The following is a 15,747-nucleotide window of genomic DNA, read 5'->3' as shown; positions in this document are numbered from 1 at the left end:
CGGCTCAGTCGCGCAGGCTGGCCAGCATCGGCTCGTAGGGGCCGTACTGGCTGACCGGGCGGTAGGCCTCGTCCGCCGCCGCCTCGTGCAGCTGCGCCAGCAGGTTCTCGGCCCTCGGCAGGTCGAGCGTCTCGCGCAGCCGCGCGCGCTGCTCGTCCAGCTCCGGCCAGTCGTCCCGGATGAACAGGTCGGCCGCCAGGATCCAGGTGAGCAGTTCCTCGTCGAGCGGCTTGGCCAGCGCGTCGTGCAGGCTGGGCAGCCCGACGACGAGCGCCATCGCGTCCCGCAGCGTGTACGCGACCAGGCCGCCCTCGCCCTCGGAGCCGGCGTACACCACGGCACCGGTGTCGGTCAGGAGGAATGCGCCGCCGCCCGCGTCACCGGCGATCATCTCCAGCGGCTGGCCGCCGGGAAGCTGCAGGTCGTGCAGCGGCCCCGCGACGCTGCGGGTGATGTCGAAGTCGAAAAGCCGCGCGAGCAGCTCGGAGATCCAAGGGGTGGTCCGGATGCAGGTCAGCCGATCAGCGTCGTTCACGTTGCGGATAATAGGCGCAACTCTTCCCTTCCGGGCACCCCCGCAGCCGAGAAAGGCATGCGCGGGCATCACTCACATCGTCACTCACACAGGATGTGGGCTGCGTGTTTCCTGGGGGATAACTCAGGGTTGCCGCCGGATGTTCACCATGCTCGCGGGCGCCTACGGTGTCGAGGTGACACTGATCGCGACCGAGTCGCTCACCAAGCGGTACGCCAACGGCGTGCTGGCGCTCAGCGATTTCACGGTCCGGGTGCAGCCGGGCGTCATCGGCCTCGTCGGGGCGAACGGCGCCGGCAAGTCGACGCTGATCAAGATGCTGCTCGGGCTGGTCGAGCCGACCTCGGGGCGCGTGAGCGTTCTGGGGCTCGACCCCCGCGCCGACGCGGAGCAGATCCGCGCCCGCGTGGGCTACATGCCCGAGCACGACTGCCTCCCGCCGGACCTGATCGCCGCCGAGTTCGTGACGCACATGGCCCGCATGAGCGGGCTGCCGAAGGTGGCCGCGCGCGAGCGCGCCTCGGAGGCCCTGCGCCACGTCGGCCTGTACGAGGAGCGCTACCGCCAGATCGGCGGCTACTCCACCGGCATGAAGCAGCGGGTGAAACTCGCCCAGGCTCTCGTGCACGACCCCGACCTGCTGCTGCTCGACGAGCCGACGAACGGGCTGGACCCGGCCGGGCGGGACGCGATGCTCGGCCTGATCCACCGGATCGGCACCGAGTTCGGCATCTCGCTGATCGTCTGCTCGCACCTGCTCGGCGAGGTCGAACGGATCTGCGACTCGCTGATCGCGATCGACGGCGGCCGGCTGCTGCGGGCCGACCTCGTCTCGTCGATGACCACCTCCAGCGAGGTCCTCGCGGTCGAGGTCGCCGAGGGCCAGGACGACCTGGCGGCCGCGCTGGACGCGCTCGGCCTGCCGGTCACCCGCGACAACCACCTGCTGCTGGTCCCGCTGACCGGACCGGGGACCTACGACCAGATCATGGGCGAGGTGGCCCGGCTGGACCTGCCCCTGCACCGGCTGGACCTGCGCCGCCACCGCATCGCGGAGCTGTTCGCCGACGCCGCCGCACCGACCGCACCGGAGGCCGAAGTTGTCCACTGAGACAGGCGTCATCCACGACATCGGCTACCAGCGCTACGACGGCCCGCGCCTCGGCCGCGCGTACGCCGCCCGGTCGCTCTACGTCCACGGGCTGCGTACCGCGTTCGGGTTCGGGCGCAGCGCCAAGGCCAAGATCTTCCCGTGGTTCGTCGTCGCGGTCGCGCTCGGCATCGCCGTGATCGTCACCGCCGTACGCGCCATCCAGGGCGAGCCCGTCCTCGGCTACCTGGCCTACACGGACTCGGTGTCGATCCTGGTCGTGCTGTTCTGCGCGATCATCGGGCCGGAACTGGTCTCGCGGGATCTGCGTACCGGGGTGCTGCCGCTGTACTTCTCCCGGCCGCTGACCCGCCGCGACTACGCCCTGGCGAAGCTCGCCGCCGTCGTCTCGGCCGCCTGGCTGGTGCTGGCCGCCCCGCTGACCCTGATGTTCCTCGGCGGCCTCTTCTCGGCCCCGGGCGGCAAGGCGATCTGGCAGGAGGCCGGGCACTACGCGGCCGGGCTCGGGTACGCGGCGGTCTGCGCGGCCCTCTTCGGCAGCCTGGCCACCCTGGTCGGCTCCCTGTCCGGGCGGCGGGCCGTGGCGGCCGCCATCATCGCGGCGTACTTCCTGGTGACCAGCGCGGTCGCCGGGGCGGTGATCGGTATCGGGGCCGGCACCGGCAACGAGAAGATCCAGCACGCGGGCGGCCTGCTCAGCCCGGACCTGATGATCCAGGGCGTCCGGGGGTGGCTGTTCCGGCGGGGCCCCGGCGACTGGCAGGCGCTGCCCGTCGGCGGGCTCGGCCTCGCGTACACCCTGCTGACGGCGGCGTTCATCGCCGCCTGCGTCCTGCTGACCCTGCTGCGCTACCGGAAGGTCGCCCGATGAAGGTGGAGCTGAACGGCGTCTCCAAGTGGTACGGCAACCTGGTCGCCGTCAACGACGTGTCGATGGTGCTGGAGCCGGGCGTGACCGGCCTGCTCGGGCCGAACGGCGCCGGCAAGACCACGGTGCTGCACATGATGGCCGGGTTCCTCGCCCCGTCGCGCGGCCGGGTGCTGCTCGACGGCGAGCCGACCTGGCGCAACCCGCCGGTCTACGCCAAGCTCGGGCTGGTCAGCGAGCGCGAGGCGGTCCACGGCTTCCTCACCGCGTGGCAGTTCGTGCTGGCCAGCGCGAAGCTGCACAAGCTGCCCCAGCCGGAGGCCGCCGCCCGCCGGGCCCTGGAACTCGTCGAGATGACCGACGCCCAGGACCGCCGGATCGAGACCTACTCCAAGGGCATGCGGCAGCGTACGCGCGTGGCGGCGGCCCTGGTCCACGATCCGGCCGTGCTCCTGCTCGACGAGCCGTTCAACGGCATGGATCCGCGCCAGCGCATGCACATGATGCGCCTGCTGCACGACATGGGCGCGAACGGGCGTACCGTGCTGTTCAGCTCGCACATCCTCGAAGAGGTCGAGCAGGTCTCGGGCACCGTCCAGGTGATCGTGGCGGGCCGGCTCGCCGCGTCGGGCGACTACCGCGGCATCCGCCGGCTCATGACCAACCGGCCGCACGTCTTCACCATCAGGTCCACAGACGACAGACGGCTCGCGGTCGCGCTCGTGAACGAGGCCAGCGTCGCCGGCGTGGACATCGACCCGGCACTCGGACTCACCGTCCGCGCCTCCGACTACGGCACGTTCACCCGCGCGCTGCCGAAGATCGCGCTGACCACCGGCGTACGCGTCGAGCAGCTGCTGCCCACCGACGAGTCGCTGGAAAGCGTCTTCTCCTACCTCGTCGCGGCCTGAGGGAGACGAAAGATGAACATGACCATCGCGTCGATCACCCTGCGGGGGCTGTTCGGCCGGCGCCGTTTCCTGCTGCTGCTGCCGATGCCGCTGATGCTGCTCGGCCTGGCCTGGCTCGCCGACGCGCTCGGCGCCGCGGCCGAGGACTGGACCCCGCCGATCGTCGTCGGCCTCGGCTTCGCCGTGGTGCTGCCGGTGATGGCCCTGATCGTCGGGACCGGGGTGCTCGGCTCCGAGATCGACGACGGCACCCTCGTGCACGTCCTCACCAAGCCGCTGCCCCGCCGGGACATCATCCTCGCCAAGCTGGCCGTCGCCTTCGCGGTGTCGACGCTGGTGACCGGCGTACCTATGTTCCTCATCGGGCTCATCGCCGGATCGGGGCAGCTCGCACTCGGACTGCTCGCGGCGGCGGCGGCCGGCTCGCTCGCGTACTCCGCCCTGTTCCTGGCGCTCAGCCTGCTCACGCGGCGGCCGGTGCTGGTCGGGCTCGCGTACGTGCTGCTCTGGGAGGGGCTGCTCGGCAACGTTCTGAAGGGCACCCGCTTCCTGTCCATCCAGCAGTACGCGGTCTCCATCGCCGACCACATCGCGCAGTCCCCCCAGATGCCGGTGCACAGCTCGATCTCGCTACCGGTGGCGGCGGCCCTGGCGCTCGTGGTGAGCGTCGCGTTCACGGTGCTGGCGGTCGACCGGCTGCGCTCCTTCAGCGTGGCGGGCGAAACCTCTTGAGATCTTGACGGATGTCCGGAAAGAAACATCGTCCCGGCCCGGATGACGTCGCCTTCCGGGCATCCGTCAAGATCCACGCGAACGAACCGCCGACCGCGCTTCAGCCGCCCATGGCGGACAGCCGCGACAAAGACCGACGGGGAAGCGCGACCGAACCGCGGCGGACGATGCGTCGCCCCACTCACCTGGCAGTGGAGGCCCCCAGGGCCGGAACGGTCTCCCGCGCGAGGAGCGGAGGTGAGATCGACGAACCCGGGACCTGAATATCTTGAATCTCCAGAGGTCAGCGCAATCGGGCCGCGAGTTCCGGCAGGATCTCGCCGAGCGGAGCGTCCACCCGGAGCGAGGCGTAGTCGTCCCCGCGCGTCGGTCCCTGGTTGACGATGGCGACCGGGATGCCCAGCTTGGCCGCGCGGATGACGAACCGGCGCCCGGACATGACGGTCAGGGACGAGCCGAGCACGAGCAGCAGGCGGGCCTGGGCGACCAGCGCGTAGCTGTGACTCACCCGGTCGAGTGGCACGGTCTCGCCGAAGAAGACGACGTCGGGTTTGAGGGTCCCGCCGGGGCAGGCGGTGCAGTCGACGATCTGGAAGCCGTCGAGCGCGCCGTCGTCGAGGGTGACGTCGCCGTCCGGGTTCACGGCGAGGATCTCGGGCGCGAAGGCGGGGTTGGCCGTCCGGAGCCGCTCGTCGTGCTCGAGGCGGCCGGTCGAGGCGCCGCAGTCGAGGCAGACCACCCGGTCGAGGTTGCCGTGCAGTTCGACGACGGTACGCGCGCCGCCGGCCTGGTGCAGGCCGTCGACGTTCTGCGTGATGATGCCGCCGACGATCCCGGCCGCCGCCAGATCGGCGACCGCCCGGTGGCCGGCGTTCGGCTCGGCGCGGGCGATCCGGCGCCAGCCGAGGTGGCTGCGGGCCCAGTAGCGCCGCCGGGCGAGCACGTCGCCGGTGAACGTTTGATACGTCATGGGCGTATGCCGACGTGCTACGCCGCTCGGGCCGCGATAGTCGGGGATGCCCGATTCCGTGGAGAGCCCGGCCCCGCTCAGGACGGTCACCCCGCCGGCCGCCATCAGATCGGCGAGCTGTTCGAGTTGATCGAGGGTGGCCGCTTCCAGGGTGGTCGCGGGCCGCAGGGCGGGAATCGTCACCTCACCATGGTGCCCCGTTCCACCGGAAGCGGCTAATGCGGAACCGGCTGATGCTGAACCGGCTGATCCGGAAGCGGCTGATGCTGAAGCGGCTGATCCGGAAGCGATGAGGTGAGCGGGGGCCCTGCTCCCCCGTTAGTCGCAGGGCCCCGCCGGGGCGGCGGCCGGACAGGGATCGCCCCCGGGCCGCCGCCCCCTTGGAGAGGAAGGTGGAACGAATGCAGCATGCCGAGTTGTGGACCTTGTGCGCTACGGTAGCGCCCGCCGGACAAACAACCCCGGACAACCATGAGCCACTGTCCACCTGGATCTGTCCAGCTGGGACGGTGTCTCCCGGGGTCGGGCGGGCCGGTCGCGACGGAGGTGCGGAGCATGGGACGTCCGGAGAAGCCGGTCGACCCGGATGCGGGGCCGGTGCCCCGATTCGCCTGGCAGCTACGGCAGCTGCGGGAACGGGCGGGCAATCCCAGCTATCGGCGGCTGGCCAAGCTCGCCCACTACTCACCCAGCACGCTCGCCGAGGCGGCCAAGGGCGACCGGCTGGCCTCGCTCGAAGTGACGCTGGCGTACGTGGCGGCGTGCGGGGGTGACGCCGCCGAATGGCAGGCCCGCTGGGAGGCGACCGCCGACCAGGAGGCCGCGCGGCCGGTGCCGCCGACCCAGGAGCCCTGCCCCTACCAGGGACTCGCGCCGTTCCAGCCGGAGCGGGCCGAGTGGTTCTTCGGCCGCCGGGCGCTCGTCGACCAGCTGCTCGGCCAGGTCGAGCGGCGGCCCTTCAGCGGCGTCTTCGGCGCCTCCGGCAGCGGCAAGTCCTCGCTGCTGCGCGCCGGGCTGATCGGCCGGATCCAGGCCGACCGCGCCCGCGCGCGGCGCTGGCGGATCATGCTCATGACCCCGGGCGAACACCCCGTGCGCGCATTGTCCGAGCAGGTCGCGAAGTTGTCCGGCGACGACGCCGAGCCGGTGGCCGAGGCCTACGCGGCCGATCCGGCCGCGCTCGACATAGCCATCCGCGGCGCGCTCGCCGCGGGTCCCGCCGACACCCGGGCGCTGCTCATCGTCGACCAGTTCGAGGAGATCTTCACCCTCTGCGCGGACGAGGACGAACGGTCGCGCTTCCTCGACGCGCTGCTCGACGTCAGCCTGGGGCCCGATCGGCGTACGACCGTGATTCTCGGCGTACGCGCGGACTTCCTGGCCCATGTCAGCCAGCATCCCCGGATCGTGGCGGCCCTCGCCGGCGACGCCAGTACGCTCGTCGGCCCGATGACCCCGGACGAGTTGCGCGACATCATCGTCCAGCCGGCGGCGCATGCCGGCATCGGCGTGGAGCCGGACCTGCTGACGACCGTGCTCGCCGACGCGGCCGGGCAGCCCGGCGCGCTGCCCCTGGTCTCGCACGCGCTCCTGGAGACGTGGCGGCTGCGCCGGGGGCCGACCCTGACGCTGGCGGCGTACCAGGAGACGGGCGGCGTACGCGGTGCGATAGCGCAGACCGCCGAACGCCTGTACGCGAACTGCACCCCGGCCGAGCAGCGCGCCATGAAGCAGATCGCGCTGCGGTTGACGGCCCTCGGCGACGGCACCGAGGACACCCGGCGGCCGATCTCCCGGGACGAGCTCGACGGCGTGGCCGAGCCCGAAGTCGTCGACGCCGTCCTCGACCGGCTCGCCGAGGCGCGCCTCGTGGTGCTCGGCCACGACTCCGTCCCGGGCCACGACGGCACCGGCACCGGCACCGGCGGCACGGGCGGCACCGGCACCGGCACCGGCACCGGCGGGAACACCGTGGACGTCGCCCACGAGGCGCTGATCCGGGCCTGGCCGCGGCTGCACCGCTGGCTGACCGACGACCGGGCGACCGTGGTCGTCCAGCGCCGGCTGACGGATGCCGCGTACACCTGGAACGCGCTCGAACGCGACGACGGCGCGCTGCTGCGCGGCACCCAGCTGTACGCCGCGCGGGCCTGGGCGCGCGAGCATCCGGCGGAGCTGAACAAGCTGGAGCATGCCTTCCTCGCGGCGAGCGGCGATCTCGCCGAGTCGGAGGCGGACCGGGCCCGGCGGCGGGCGACGCAGCTCAAGCGGCTGGTGGCGGCGATCTCGGTGCTGCTGGTGCTGGCGGTCACCGGCGGCGTGGTCGCCCTGCGGCAGCGCCAGCAGGCCCGCGACCAGCAGCTGGCGGCGCTCGCGGATGCGGTCGCGTTGCAGGCCAAGACGATGCTGGCGACCGACCCCGACCTGGCCGGCCTGCTCGCCCTGGCGGCCGCCGGCCTGCACGGCGACACCGAGACCCGCGGCGCGCTCGTCAGCGCGGCCTCCGTGCCGGACCGGCGGGTGTTCAATCTCGACGGTCCGACGATCGGCTCGGTCTCCCTCTCCCCCGACCACCAGCTGCTCGCGTCGGGCCGGACGGACGGGCGGCTGTCCATCTGGGACACCGCCGCCGGCACGGAACGCGCCACCCTCGACGCCGGCTTCTCGCACGCCGCCGGGGTCATGTTCAGCGGCGACGGCCGTACGCTCGTCACCGCCGGCAAGCGCGGCGACGCGCCCCAGACCGTGGTGTGGAACGCGGCCGACTGGTCACGGCGTACGGAGCTGGCGGAGAAGGGCGCGACCGGCACGATCGCGGTGTCGGCCGACGGCAACCGGGTGGCCGTCGGCCTCGGCAAGGACGACCGGTTCAGGATCGCCGTCCACGACCTGGACTCCGGGCGGCGTATGCTGCTGTCGGGCAGTGCGGGCGCCGTCACCTCGCTGAGTTTCAGCGCCGACGGCCGGTGGCTGGTCTCCGCGACCGGCGCCGACCAGCCGATCGTCTGGAACCTGGCGACCGGGGAACCGACGTTCCGCCTCGGCGGCAAGCGTACGCACGTCTTTTCCGTCGCGTTCGGGCCGGACCGGCCGATGATCTCCGGTTCCGGCGACGACCAGGGCGCCTTCCTGTGGGACCTGTCCGGTGCCGCACCTGTGCAACTGCCCGCCCTCCCGCTCGGGGGAACCTACGGCTGGACCGTCTCGGCACCGGTCGGCGGGCGGATCGCGATCGCCGACGAGACCGGCGTCGTCTCCTTGTGGGACATCGCGCAGCGGCGCCGGGTGGCGGCCTTCCTGGACCGGGGGCGGACCGAGACGATCGCGCTCGCCCTCGCGGCCGACGGCGGCGCGCTGGCCTCGGCCGGCTACAACGGCTCGATCGTGCTGCACGACCTCACGACCGTGCCGTTCACCGTGGACGCACCGGTCAACGACGTCGACGTCAGCCCGGACGGCACGATCGTCGCGACGGCCGGCGGCGACGGTTCCGTACGCCTCTGGAACGCCGACGGCCGCCCCCGCGCGACCCTCGACGGGCTCGGCGATCAGGTCGCCTCGACGGCCTTCAGCCCGGACGGCAAGGTCCTCGCCGTCGTGACGAGGAGCATGAGCCTCACCCTGTGGGACCCGGCGACCGGGCACCGGCTCGGTCCCCCCGTCGTCATGCCCGGCTTCGGCGCCACGACCGGCGTCGCGTACGCGCCCCGGGGCGATCTGCTCGCCGCGGCGACGCTCGGCGCGTTCGTGTTCGACGTCGCCGACCCGGCCGCACCCCACTACCTCGACAGGTACCCCAGCCACCTGTCCGGTTCGCTGGTGTTCACGCCGGACGGACGGCTGCTCGGCAGCGGCCTCAACGGCATGATCCAGACCTGGAACGTGGCGACCGCGGACTACAAGGCCGTGCCGGGTCGCCAGGGCGCGCTGCAGAACCTGGCCCTCAGTCCCGACGCCACCCTGCTCGCCACCGCCGGGGACGGCCGGACGGTGAAACTCTGGGACGCGCGTACGCTGGAACCGCTCGCCGTCCTCAGTGGACACAGCGCGCCGGTGCAGGTACTCGCGTTCAGCCCGGACGGCCGGTTCCTGGCCTCGGCGGGCGACGACCGGACGGTCGCGATCTGGGACGTGGGCAGCCGGCGGCTCGTCGCCACGCTCGCCGGGCACACCGGCCGGATCCGCGGGCTGGCCTTCCTGCCGGGCGGCGACCTGCTCTCCGGCGGGGAGGACGGCCGGATCATCCACTGGCGGCTGGACCCGGCGACGGCGACCCGCACGATCTGCGCCCAGGTCCGCCGCGACCTCACCCCGCAGGAGTGGACCGCCCACCTTCCCTCGGTCCCCTACCGCCCGGTCTGCCCCTGACCCGCCCCGGCGCCCTGGGGCTACAGGGCGCCGGTGTGCGGGTCGCGGACTGTCAGGCAGTAGGTCCGGCCGGCCGGGTCACGCATGACTGTCCACATCGGATATTCGGCGATCACGGTCGCGCCGAGCTCCTCGTGGCGGACGCGTACCTGCTCGATCGGGCCGGCCGCCAGATCGAGGTGGGCACCGCCCGGCCGGGGCTCGTCGAGGCGCTGGATCAGCAGGCGGAACGGGAGGTCCCGATCCCACAGCAGGTGGAACTCCGGCCGCGATCCGGGCCGCCCGGGCCATCCCGTGAGCTCCGCCCAGAAGGCGATCTCGGCGGCGTACCGGTCGGGGGCGACGTCGAGCGCGATCTGATCGGCGCGGCTGCCGGCGTACGGCTGGGCGCGGGTGGTCTCACCGTGCCAGGCGACCGCGCAGAACAGGACGCCGCCCGGCGAGCGCAGGACGGCCCAGTCGCCGTGGTTGGCCACCAGCCCGGCGCCCAGTGCGACCGCCGATCCGGCCAGCGCCATCGGGTCGTCCGCGCACAGGTCCACGTGCACACCGCCGTCACCGCCCACCGCCTGCGCCTTGAGGTGCGGGTCCGCGCCCGCCGGCACCAGGGTGGCGAACTCGTCCCGCTCGCCGCGCGACGGCGACAGCGCCGTCCCGGTCGCCGCGGTCCAGAACGCGGCACCCCGGTCGAAGGCCGCCGCCGGCAGGTCGAGGAAGGCGTATACCCAGCGGATCATGTGGCATAGGGTACGCGGGTGGCATCCGACCCCATCCGTTACGCGGTGATCGGCCGCGGCTGGCGGGCACAGTTCTTCTTCAAGCTCGCGGCGGTGCTGCCCGAGCGGTTCACGGTCACCTCGGTGCTGACGAGGTCTCCCGACGCGGGCGTCGACCGGCCGATTCCCGTCGTGCACGACGTCGAGTCGGCCGTGCGTACGGGATCGCCGGAATTCGTGATCACCTCCGTGCCGTGGGACACGAATCCCGGTCTGGTGAAAACACTGGCGGCGCAAGGCGTACGCGTGCTCTCGGAGACGCCGCCCGCGCCGGACCGCGACGGCCTCGCGGACCTGCTGCGCGCGGAGAACGCGGAGCTCGTGCAGGTCGCGGAGCAGTACCTGATGCTGCCCGACCACGCCGCGCGGCTCGCGGTCCTGCAGGCGGGCGCGATCGGCGAGCGGACGTCGGCGCAGGTGTCGTCGACCCACGGATATCACGCGGTGTCGATGCTGCGCGGATTCCTGGGAGTGGGCCGGACGCCCGCGACCGTACGCGCGACCGCCTTCACCGCGCCGCTCGCCGACCCGCTGGACCGCGACGGCTGGCGCGACGACCTGACGCCGCGGCCGGCCGTGACGACGCTGGCGACGCTGGACTTCGGCGGCCGGGCGGGCCTCTACGACTTCACCGACGGCCAGTGGTGGAATCCGTTGCGCAGCCGCCGGGTGGTGGTCCGGGGCAGCGCCGGCGAGCTGGCCGACGACACCGTCGTGCGCATGGCCGATCCGCGTACGCCGGTGCAGTCGAGCTTCCGCCGCCGCCAGCTCGGCCGGGACCTCAACCTGGAGGGCTTCGACCTCGACCACATCTCCTACGACGGCACGGTCGTGTGGCGCAACCCGTTCGCGGGCGCGCGACTGTCCGATGAGGAGATCGCCATCGCCACGCTCCTGTCCCGCATGGGCGACTGGTGCCGGGGCGTGGGCGAAGCGCCGTACCCCCTGGCGGAGGCGTGCCACGACCACCTGCTCAGCCTCGCGATCGACGAGGCCGCCCGCAGCGGGGAGCCGGTGGCGGTGCAGCCGCTGTAACAGCTGCGGCAGCCATAGGAGCTGTGGCAGCCGCAAGAGCTGGCGTCAACTTTGGTTGACAGTGACTCCGTGTGTCAACTACGGTTGACGCATGCAGGCCAACAGCATGGAGCTCAACGGCATCTACTACGAGTCCCGGGGCAGCGGTCCCCTGCTGCTCTTCATCGCCGGCGGCAACGGCGACGCCGGCCCCTTCGCCCCGACCGCCCAGCTTCTCGCCGACAGGTTCACGACCGTCGCGTACGACCGCCGGGGGTTCTCGCGCAGCGCCCCCGGTTCCGGATCCGGGGACCGCCTCGCGCAGGACTCGGCCGACGCGGCCATGCTGATCGAGCAGCTCGGCGACGGGCCCGCGTACGTGTTCGGGTCCAGTTCAGGCGCGATCGTCGGCCTCGACCTGGCGACCCGGCGCCCCGACCTGGTACGCGCCTTCGTCTGCCACGAGCCGCCCCTGCTCCACCTCCTGCCCGACGGCGACGAGTGGCTCGCCTTCCTCGACGAGGTCCACGCCGAGTACCAGGCCAACGGCGCGATCGCGGCGATGGCGAAGTTCAACGCGCGCATCGGGGCGCCGCCGCCCATGCGCCCCGCCGCGGGCGAGCTGCCGCCGCACGTCGTGGAGCTGATCGAGCGGATGAACCGGAACCTGGACCTGTTCCTGGAGACGGAACTGCGGCAGTACACCCGGTACGCGCCCGACTTCGACGCGCTCGGCCGGATCTCGGACCGGATCCTGCTCGTGGGCGGCGCCGCGGGCCGCGAGTTCGTGCCGTACCGGCCCAACCTGGTGATCGCGGACTGGCTCGGGTCGCGGGTGACCGACCTCCCCGGCGACCACATCGGATACGCGACGAGCCCGGCGGAGTTCGCGCCCGCCCTGGCCGCCCTCCTCTCAGCCCACTGACCCCCGCGCCCCCGCTGCGACGATCTTGCGCGAGTGTCTCGCATTCCGTCCGCGATGTCGGAAAAGCCCGGACATTCGCGCAAGATCGTCGAGGTAGGGGGCGGGGCGAGGGGGTGGGATTGCAAACCGTACGTACGTATTGTTTAATCAGGGCATGCCCCTGCTGCCACCGCCCGGTACCGCCCGCGTCCTCGTCACCGCGACCCTGGTCAACACGGTCGGGAACGGCGCGTACCTGGCGACCAGCGTCCTGTTCCTCACCCGCGTCATCGGGCTCACCCCCGCCCAGGTCGCCCTCGGGCTGAGCGCCGCCGCCGCGGTCAGCATCGTCCTTTCCACCCCGCTCGGCTATCTCGCCGACCGCGCCGGCCCCAAGGGCATGTACATCGGCGCGCTCCTCGTCTCCGCGGCCGGCTTCGCGGGCCTCACCCTGATCGACGGATTCTGGTCGTACGCCGTCCTCACCTGTCTGGTCGGCGCCGCCGACGCGGCCGCGCGCAGTGCGAGCGGTGCCATGGTGGCCGCGGCCGCCGCTCCCGGTGAACGGGTACGCCTGCGCGCGTACACCCGGTCGGCCAACAACCTTGGCATCGGCCTCGGTACGCTCGCCGCCGCCGTGCCCCTGGCGCTCGACACGCGGGCCGGATACGTGGTGCTGCTGCTGGCCGACGCGGTCTCCTTCGTGATCGCGGCCGCGATCGTGGCCCGGGCCGGCCGGGTCGCGCCGGTGGCCGCGCCCGCGACGGGGCCGAGGCTGGTGGCCCTGCGGGACCGGCCGTTCCTCGTGTTCGCGGCGATCGACGGGCTGCTGTCGGCGCTGTACAACGCCATGTTCGTGGTCGGACTGCCGCTGTGGCTGGTCGCCCGGGGCGGTGCGCCGCTGTGGCTGGTGTCGGCGTCCCTCGTCGTCAACACCGCCGGCTGCGTCCTGCTCCAGGTACGCGCCTCCCGCGGGATCGAGGGTCCGGCCGCCGCGGCCCGGGCCAGCCGCCGGGGCGCCCTGGTCGTGGCCGCCTCGTGCGTCCTGCTGGGACTGATCGGCGTCCTGCCGGTGGCCGGGGTGATCGTGGCGGTGCTGGCCGCCGCCGTCGTCCACGTGCTCGGCGAGCTGCTGCTCTCCTCGGCCACCTGGGCGGTCGTCTTCGAGCTCGCGCCGGACTGGGCGCAGGGCCAGTATCAGGGCACCTGGCTCACCGGGCGGCAGCTCGGCAACATGGTCGCCCCGCCGCTCGTCACCGCGCTCGTGCTCGGGCTCGGCGGCTTCGGCTGGATCGCGACCGGGCTGGTCTTCGCCGGCGCCGCGCTCGCGTACCCGGCGGTGGTGGCCTGGGGCGTGCGGACCCGGCCGCGCGCGGCGGCGGCCGAGCCCGTCACCGTCTGATCCGGCACCGACAGCTGATCCGGCTACGACCACTGATCCGGCCCCGACAGCCTGGGGCGGAAGGATTGTCGTACCCCTCACGGACAATCATCGCCGTGATTGATCATGTCGCGATCCCGTGCGACGACCTGGCCGCGAGCATCGCGTTCTACGACGCGGTGCTCGCCCCGCTGGGCGGCAAGCGGCTGTTCGACTACGACGACACGATCGGTTACGGCACGGTCGGGCAGGACGGTCCCCGGCCCGACTTCTGGATCGGCCTGGCGACCGCCGAGGGGGTGGCCAAGGAGGCGCACATCGCCTTCCACGCCCCGTCGCGGGCGGCCGTCGACGCGTTCTTCGCGGCCGCCGTCGGGCTGGGCGCGCCCGTGCTGCACGAACCCCGGCCGCGCCCCGAATACCACGCCCACTACTACGCGGCCTATGTGCGCGACCCGGACGGCAACAACGTCGAGGCGGTCTGCCACCGCCCGGTTTGACCGGCCTCTGTAGACGGAAACCGGACCCGCGCGGCGTACAGCGGTGGCGCTCGGCTACCTATGCGGCACAATGCGTTCATGACCCGATGGGAGTACGCACGCCTCGAATACCGCTCCGCCGGCACCCTCGGCACGGACCGCTTCATGGACTGGGACGCCATCTTCTACACCGGCTCCGGAGTCCAGCGCTGGGGCACCGACGAGCGGTACGACGACCTGATCCACCTCAACCGGGCGGGCGCCGACGGGTGGGAGGCGTACCACCGCAACGCGGTCTTCCACGCGAACGAACCGCACCGGCTGTTCGCCGTGACGTACTCGCTCCGCCGCCCGCTGCCCTGACCTCAGACGCGCCGACGGGGGGCACTGCGACACCCCCCGTCACCATCCATCAACGAAATGTGATGGAAGCCTGGATAACTTCAGAACACCTGTACTAAAATGAGCTCCGATGGAGCCCGTCGCCCCGGACCGCCTGCGGGCGGCCAACGCAGCCGCCGCGGCCTACTACGCCGCGCGGCTCCCCCATGCGCCGGCGGCCGTCCGCTACCTGCGCCGGCAGGGCATCGAGGGCGCGATCGGCTCCTGGTGGCAGCCCGGCTACGCGCCGAAGCACTGGACCGCCCTCATCGACAACCTGACCCGCCGCGGCTTCACCGTCGCCGAGCTGATCGCGGCCGGTCTGGCCCACCGCGCGTACAACGGGCGGGCCGTGGACTACTTCCGGCACCGGGTGGTGTTCCCGATCCACGACATGGCCTGCGACGTCGTCGGGTTCACCGGGCGCGACCTGTCCGGGCGACCGGCCGCGCCGAAGTACCTCAACACACCGACCACCGCGGTCTACCAGAAGAGCGCCGCGCTGTTCGGGCTCGGCCGCCAGCTCGCCCTGCGCGACCCGGACGACATCCGGGCCGTGCGCGTGGTCGTCGTCGAGGGCCCGACGGACGCGATCGCCGTCCACCGGATGCTCCACGAGGGCCGCCCCGAACTCGTGATCCCGGTGGCGCTGTGCGGGACCATGCTGACGCCCGAGCACCTGGCCCTGCTCGGCGAGTGGCTGCCCGAGCATCCGCCGCTGTCCGTCGTGCTCGACGGCGACGCGGCCGGCCGGCAGGCGTTCGAGCGGTGGGTGCCGCTGCTGCGTACGTGGCCGGGGATCGTGGAGGCCGCGGCGCTGCCCGACCAGGCCGATCCGGCGAGCCTCCTCGCGGGCCACGGACCGGCCGCGGCCAGCCGGATCATGCTCGGCCGGCTCAGGCCACTGCCGGTGGCCCGGCTCGAGCACATCCTCGACCGGCTCGACCCGGCAACGCTGGACCTGCGCGAACCGGAGACCCGCGTACGCGTCTGGCGGGCGATCACGCCGTGCTTCCGGGACGCCCCCGATCTCGGCGAGGAACTCGGCGCGCGGGCGAGCGTACGCCTCCGGCTGCCGCTGCACGAGGTGATGGCCGGCGTCGTCCGCGAGATCGCCGCCTGACTCCCCCGCCCCTCACCCCGCCGCCTCGCCTCGCCTCGCCTCGCCGCCGCGCCTCGCCTCCAAGATCCCGCTTGGATCACGGTTACCACCCGAATCTTGGGCCATGATTCGGGTGATTTCCCTGATCCAAGCGGAATCTTGGAGGCTGGGGGCTGGGGGCTGGGGGCTGGGGGCTGGGGGCTGGGGGCTGGGGG

General features: G+C 72.6%; 14 protein-coding genes. 11 read left to right on the top strand and 3 right to left on the bottom strand.

Annotated elements, in window-relative coordinates; genetic code table 11:
* Window positions 1-4: 4 nt before the first annotated feature.
* Window positions 5-535: a hypothetical protein gene (locus G401_RS51790; RefSeq protein ID WP_051367959.1), complete on the bottom strand. Its 531-nt coding sequence runs from the start codon at window positions 533-535 to the stop codon at window positions 5-7.
* 175 nt (window positions 536-710) lie between these two features.
* On the opposite strand from G401_RS51790, the gene G401_RS0140555 reads away from it, so the two are divergent.
* Genes G401_RS0140555 through G401_RS0140540 form a run of 4 tightly spaced genes read left to right on the top strand, consistent with a single transcriptional unit; the run spans window position 711 to window position 4,157 of the window.
* Window positions 711-1,646 carry an ABC transporter ATP-binding protein gene (locus tag G401_RS0140555; protein WP_027346989.1) on the top strand — a complete coding sequence of 312 codons (936 nt, stop codon included), beginning with the start codon at window positions 711-713 and terminating at the stop codon, window positions 1,644-1,646.
* The gene (locus G401_RS0140550) at window positions 1,636-2,517 is read left to right on the top strand and encodes an ABC transporter permease subunit (RefSeq protein ID WP_027346988.1); all 882 of its coding nucleotides are present in this window, start codon (window positions 1,636-1,638) and stop codon (window positions 2,515-2,517) included. The genes G401_RS0140555 and G401_RS0140550 overlap by 11 nt, the downstream gene beginning before the upstream one ends.
* The gene (locus G401_RS0140545; protein ID WP_027346987.1) at window positions 2,514-3,425 is read left to right on the top strand and encodes an ABC transporter ATP-binding protein; all 912 of its coding nucleotides are present in this window, start codon (window positions 2,514-2,516) and stop codon (window positions 3,423-3,425) included. The genes G401_RS0140550 and G401_RS0140545 overlap by 4 nt, the downstream gene beginning before the upstream one ends.
* A 12-nt stretch (window positions 3,426-3,437) precedes the next feature.
* Window positions 3,438-4,157 carry an ABC transporter permease gene (locus G401_RS0140540; RefSeq protein ID WP_084558155.1) on the top strand — a complete coding sequence of 240 codons (720 nt, stop codon included), beginning with the start codon at window positions 3,438-3,440 and terminating at the stop codon, window positions 4,155-4,157.
* Window positions 4,158-4,440: 283 nt separating this feature from the next.
* Here G401_RS0140540 and G401_RS0140535 read toward each other — a convergent pair whose 3' ends face one another.
* A complete protein-coding gene (locus tag G401_RS0140535) occupies window positions 4,441-5,304 on the bottom strand; it encodes an NAD-dependent protein deacetylase (protein ID WP_407636977.1) in 864 nt (287 codons plus the stop codon).
* Window positions 5,305-5,682: 378 nt separating this feature from the next.
* On the opposite strand from G401_RS0140535, the gene G401_RS0140530 reads away from it, so the two are divergent.
* Window positions 5,683-9,495, top strand: coding sequence for an nSTAND1 domain-containing NTPase (locus G401_RS0140530; protein WP_027346984.1), 3,813 nt, complete (start codon window positions 5,683-5,685; stop codon window positions 9,493-9,495).
* Window positions 9,496-9,515: 20 nt separating this feature from the next.
* Here G401_RS0140530 and G401_RS0140525 read toward each other — a convergent pair whose 3' ends face one another.
* Window positions 9,516-10,232, bottom strand: coding sequence for a VOC family protein (locus G401_RS0140525; protein WP_027346983.1), 717 nt, complete (start codon window positions 10,230-10,232; stop codon window positions 9,516-9,518).
* A gap of 18 nt (window positions 10,233-10,250) precedes the next feature.
* Here G401_RS0140525 and G401_RS0140520 point away from each other — a divergent pair, with 18 nt between their 5' ends.
* The 6 genes from G401_RS0140520 to G401_RS53950 all read left to right on the top strand — a co-directional run bounded on the left by G401_RS0140520 (window position 10,251) and on the right by G401_RS53950 (window position 15,553).
* Window positions 10,251-11,306 (top strand): Gfo/Idh/MocA family oxidoreductase, encoded by a 1,056-nt coding sequence (locus G401_RS0140520; RefSeq protein ID WP_027346982.1) that lies wholly within the window; start codon window positions 10,251-10,253, stop codon window positions 11,304-11,306.
* A gap of 91 nt (window positions 11,307-11,397) precedes the next feature.
* Window positions 11,398-12,210 carry an alpha/beta fold hydrolase gene (locus G401_RS0140515; protein ID WP_034594679.1) on the top strand — a complete coding sequence of 271 codons (813 nt, stop codon included), beginning with the start codon at window positions 11,398-11,400 and terminating at the stop codon, window positions 12,208-12,210.
* Window positions 12,211-12,364: 154 nt separating this feature from the next.
* Window positions 12,365-13,591: an MFS transporter gene (locus tag G401_RS0140510; protein WP_027346980.1), complete on the top strand. Its 1,227-nt coding sequence runs from the start codon at window positions 12,365-12,367 to the stop codon at window positions 13,589-13,591.
* Window positions 13,592-13,686: 95 nt separating this feature from the next.
* Window positions 13,687-14,070: a VOC family protein gene (locus tag G401_RS0140505; RefSeq protein WP_027346979.1), complete on the top strand. Its 384-nt coding sequence runs from the start codon at window positions 13,687-13,689 to the stop codon at window positions 14,068-14,070.
* A 78-nt stretch (window positions 14,071-14,148) separates the two neighbouring features.
* Window positions 14,149-14,412 (top strand): hypothetical protein, encoded by a 264-nt coding sequence (locus G401_RS0140500; RefSeq protein WP_027346978.1) that lies wholly within the window; start codon window positions 14,149-14,151, stop codon window positions 14,410-14,412.
* A gap of 109 nt (window positions 14,413-14,521) precedes the next feature.
* Window positions 14,522-15,553, top strand: coding sequence for a toprim domain-containing protein (locus G401_RS53950; protein WP_051367958.1), 1,032 nt, complete (start codon window positions 14,522-14,524; stop codon window positions 15,551-15,553).
* The last annotated feature ends 194 nt before the right edge of the window (window positions 15,554-15,747 follow it).

Source organism: Hamadaea tsunoensis DSM 44101 (genome assembly GCF_000428945.1).
Taxonomy (GTDB): domain Bacteria; phylum Actinomycetota; class Actinomycetes; order Mycobacteriales; family Micromonosporaceae; genus Hamadaea; species Hamadaea tsunoensis.
Note: the sequence above shows the minus strand (reverse complement) of the source record. Positions and strands in the feature narration are given on the sequence as shown.

Bases quoted from the DNA above. Each gene is read 5' to 3' on its own strand.
- G401_RS0140530 (WP_027346984.1), top strand. From the start codon at position 5,683: ATGGGACGTCCGGAGAAGCCGGTCGACCCGGATGCGGGGCCGGTGCCC.
- G401_RS0140500 (WP_027346978.1), top strand. From the start codon at position 14,149: ATGACCCGATGGGAGTACGCACGCCTCGAATACCGCTCCGCCGGCACC.
- G401_RS0140545 (WP_027346987.1), top strand. From the start codon at position 2,514: ATGAAGGTGGAGCTGAACGGCGTCTCCAAGTGGTACGGCAACCTGGTC.
- G401_RS53950 (WP_051367958.1), top strand. From the start codon at position 14,522: ATGGAGCCCGTCGCCCCGGACCGCCTGCGGGCGGCCAACGCAGCCGCC.
- G401_RS0140525 (WP_027346983.1), bottom strand. From the start codon at position 10,232: ATGATCCGCTGGGTATACGCCTTCCTCGACCTGCCGGCGGCGGCCTTC.
- G401_RS0140540 (WP_084558155.1), top strand. From the start codon at position 3,438: ATGAACATGACCATCGCGTCGATCACCCTGCGGGGGCTGTTCGGCCGG.
- G401_RS0140515 (WP_034594679.1), top strand. From the start codon at position 11,398: ATGCAGGCCAACAGCATGGAGCTCAACGGCATCTACTACGAGTCCCGG.
- G401_RS0140510 (WP_027346980.1), top strand. From the start codon at position 12,365: ATGCCCCTGCTGCCACCGCCCGGTACCGCCCGCGTCCTCGTCACCGCG.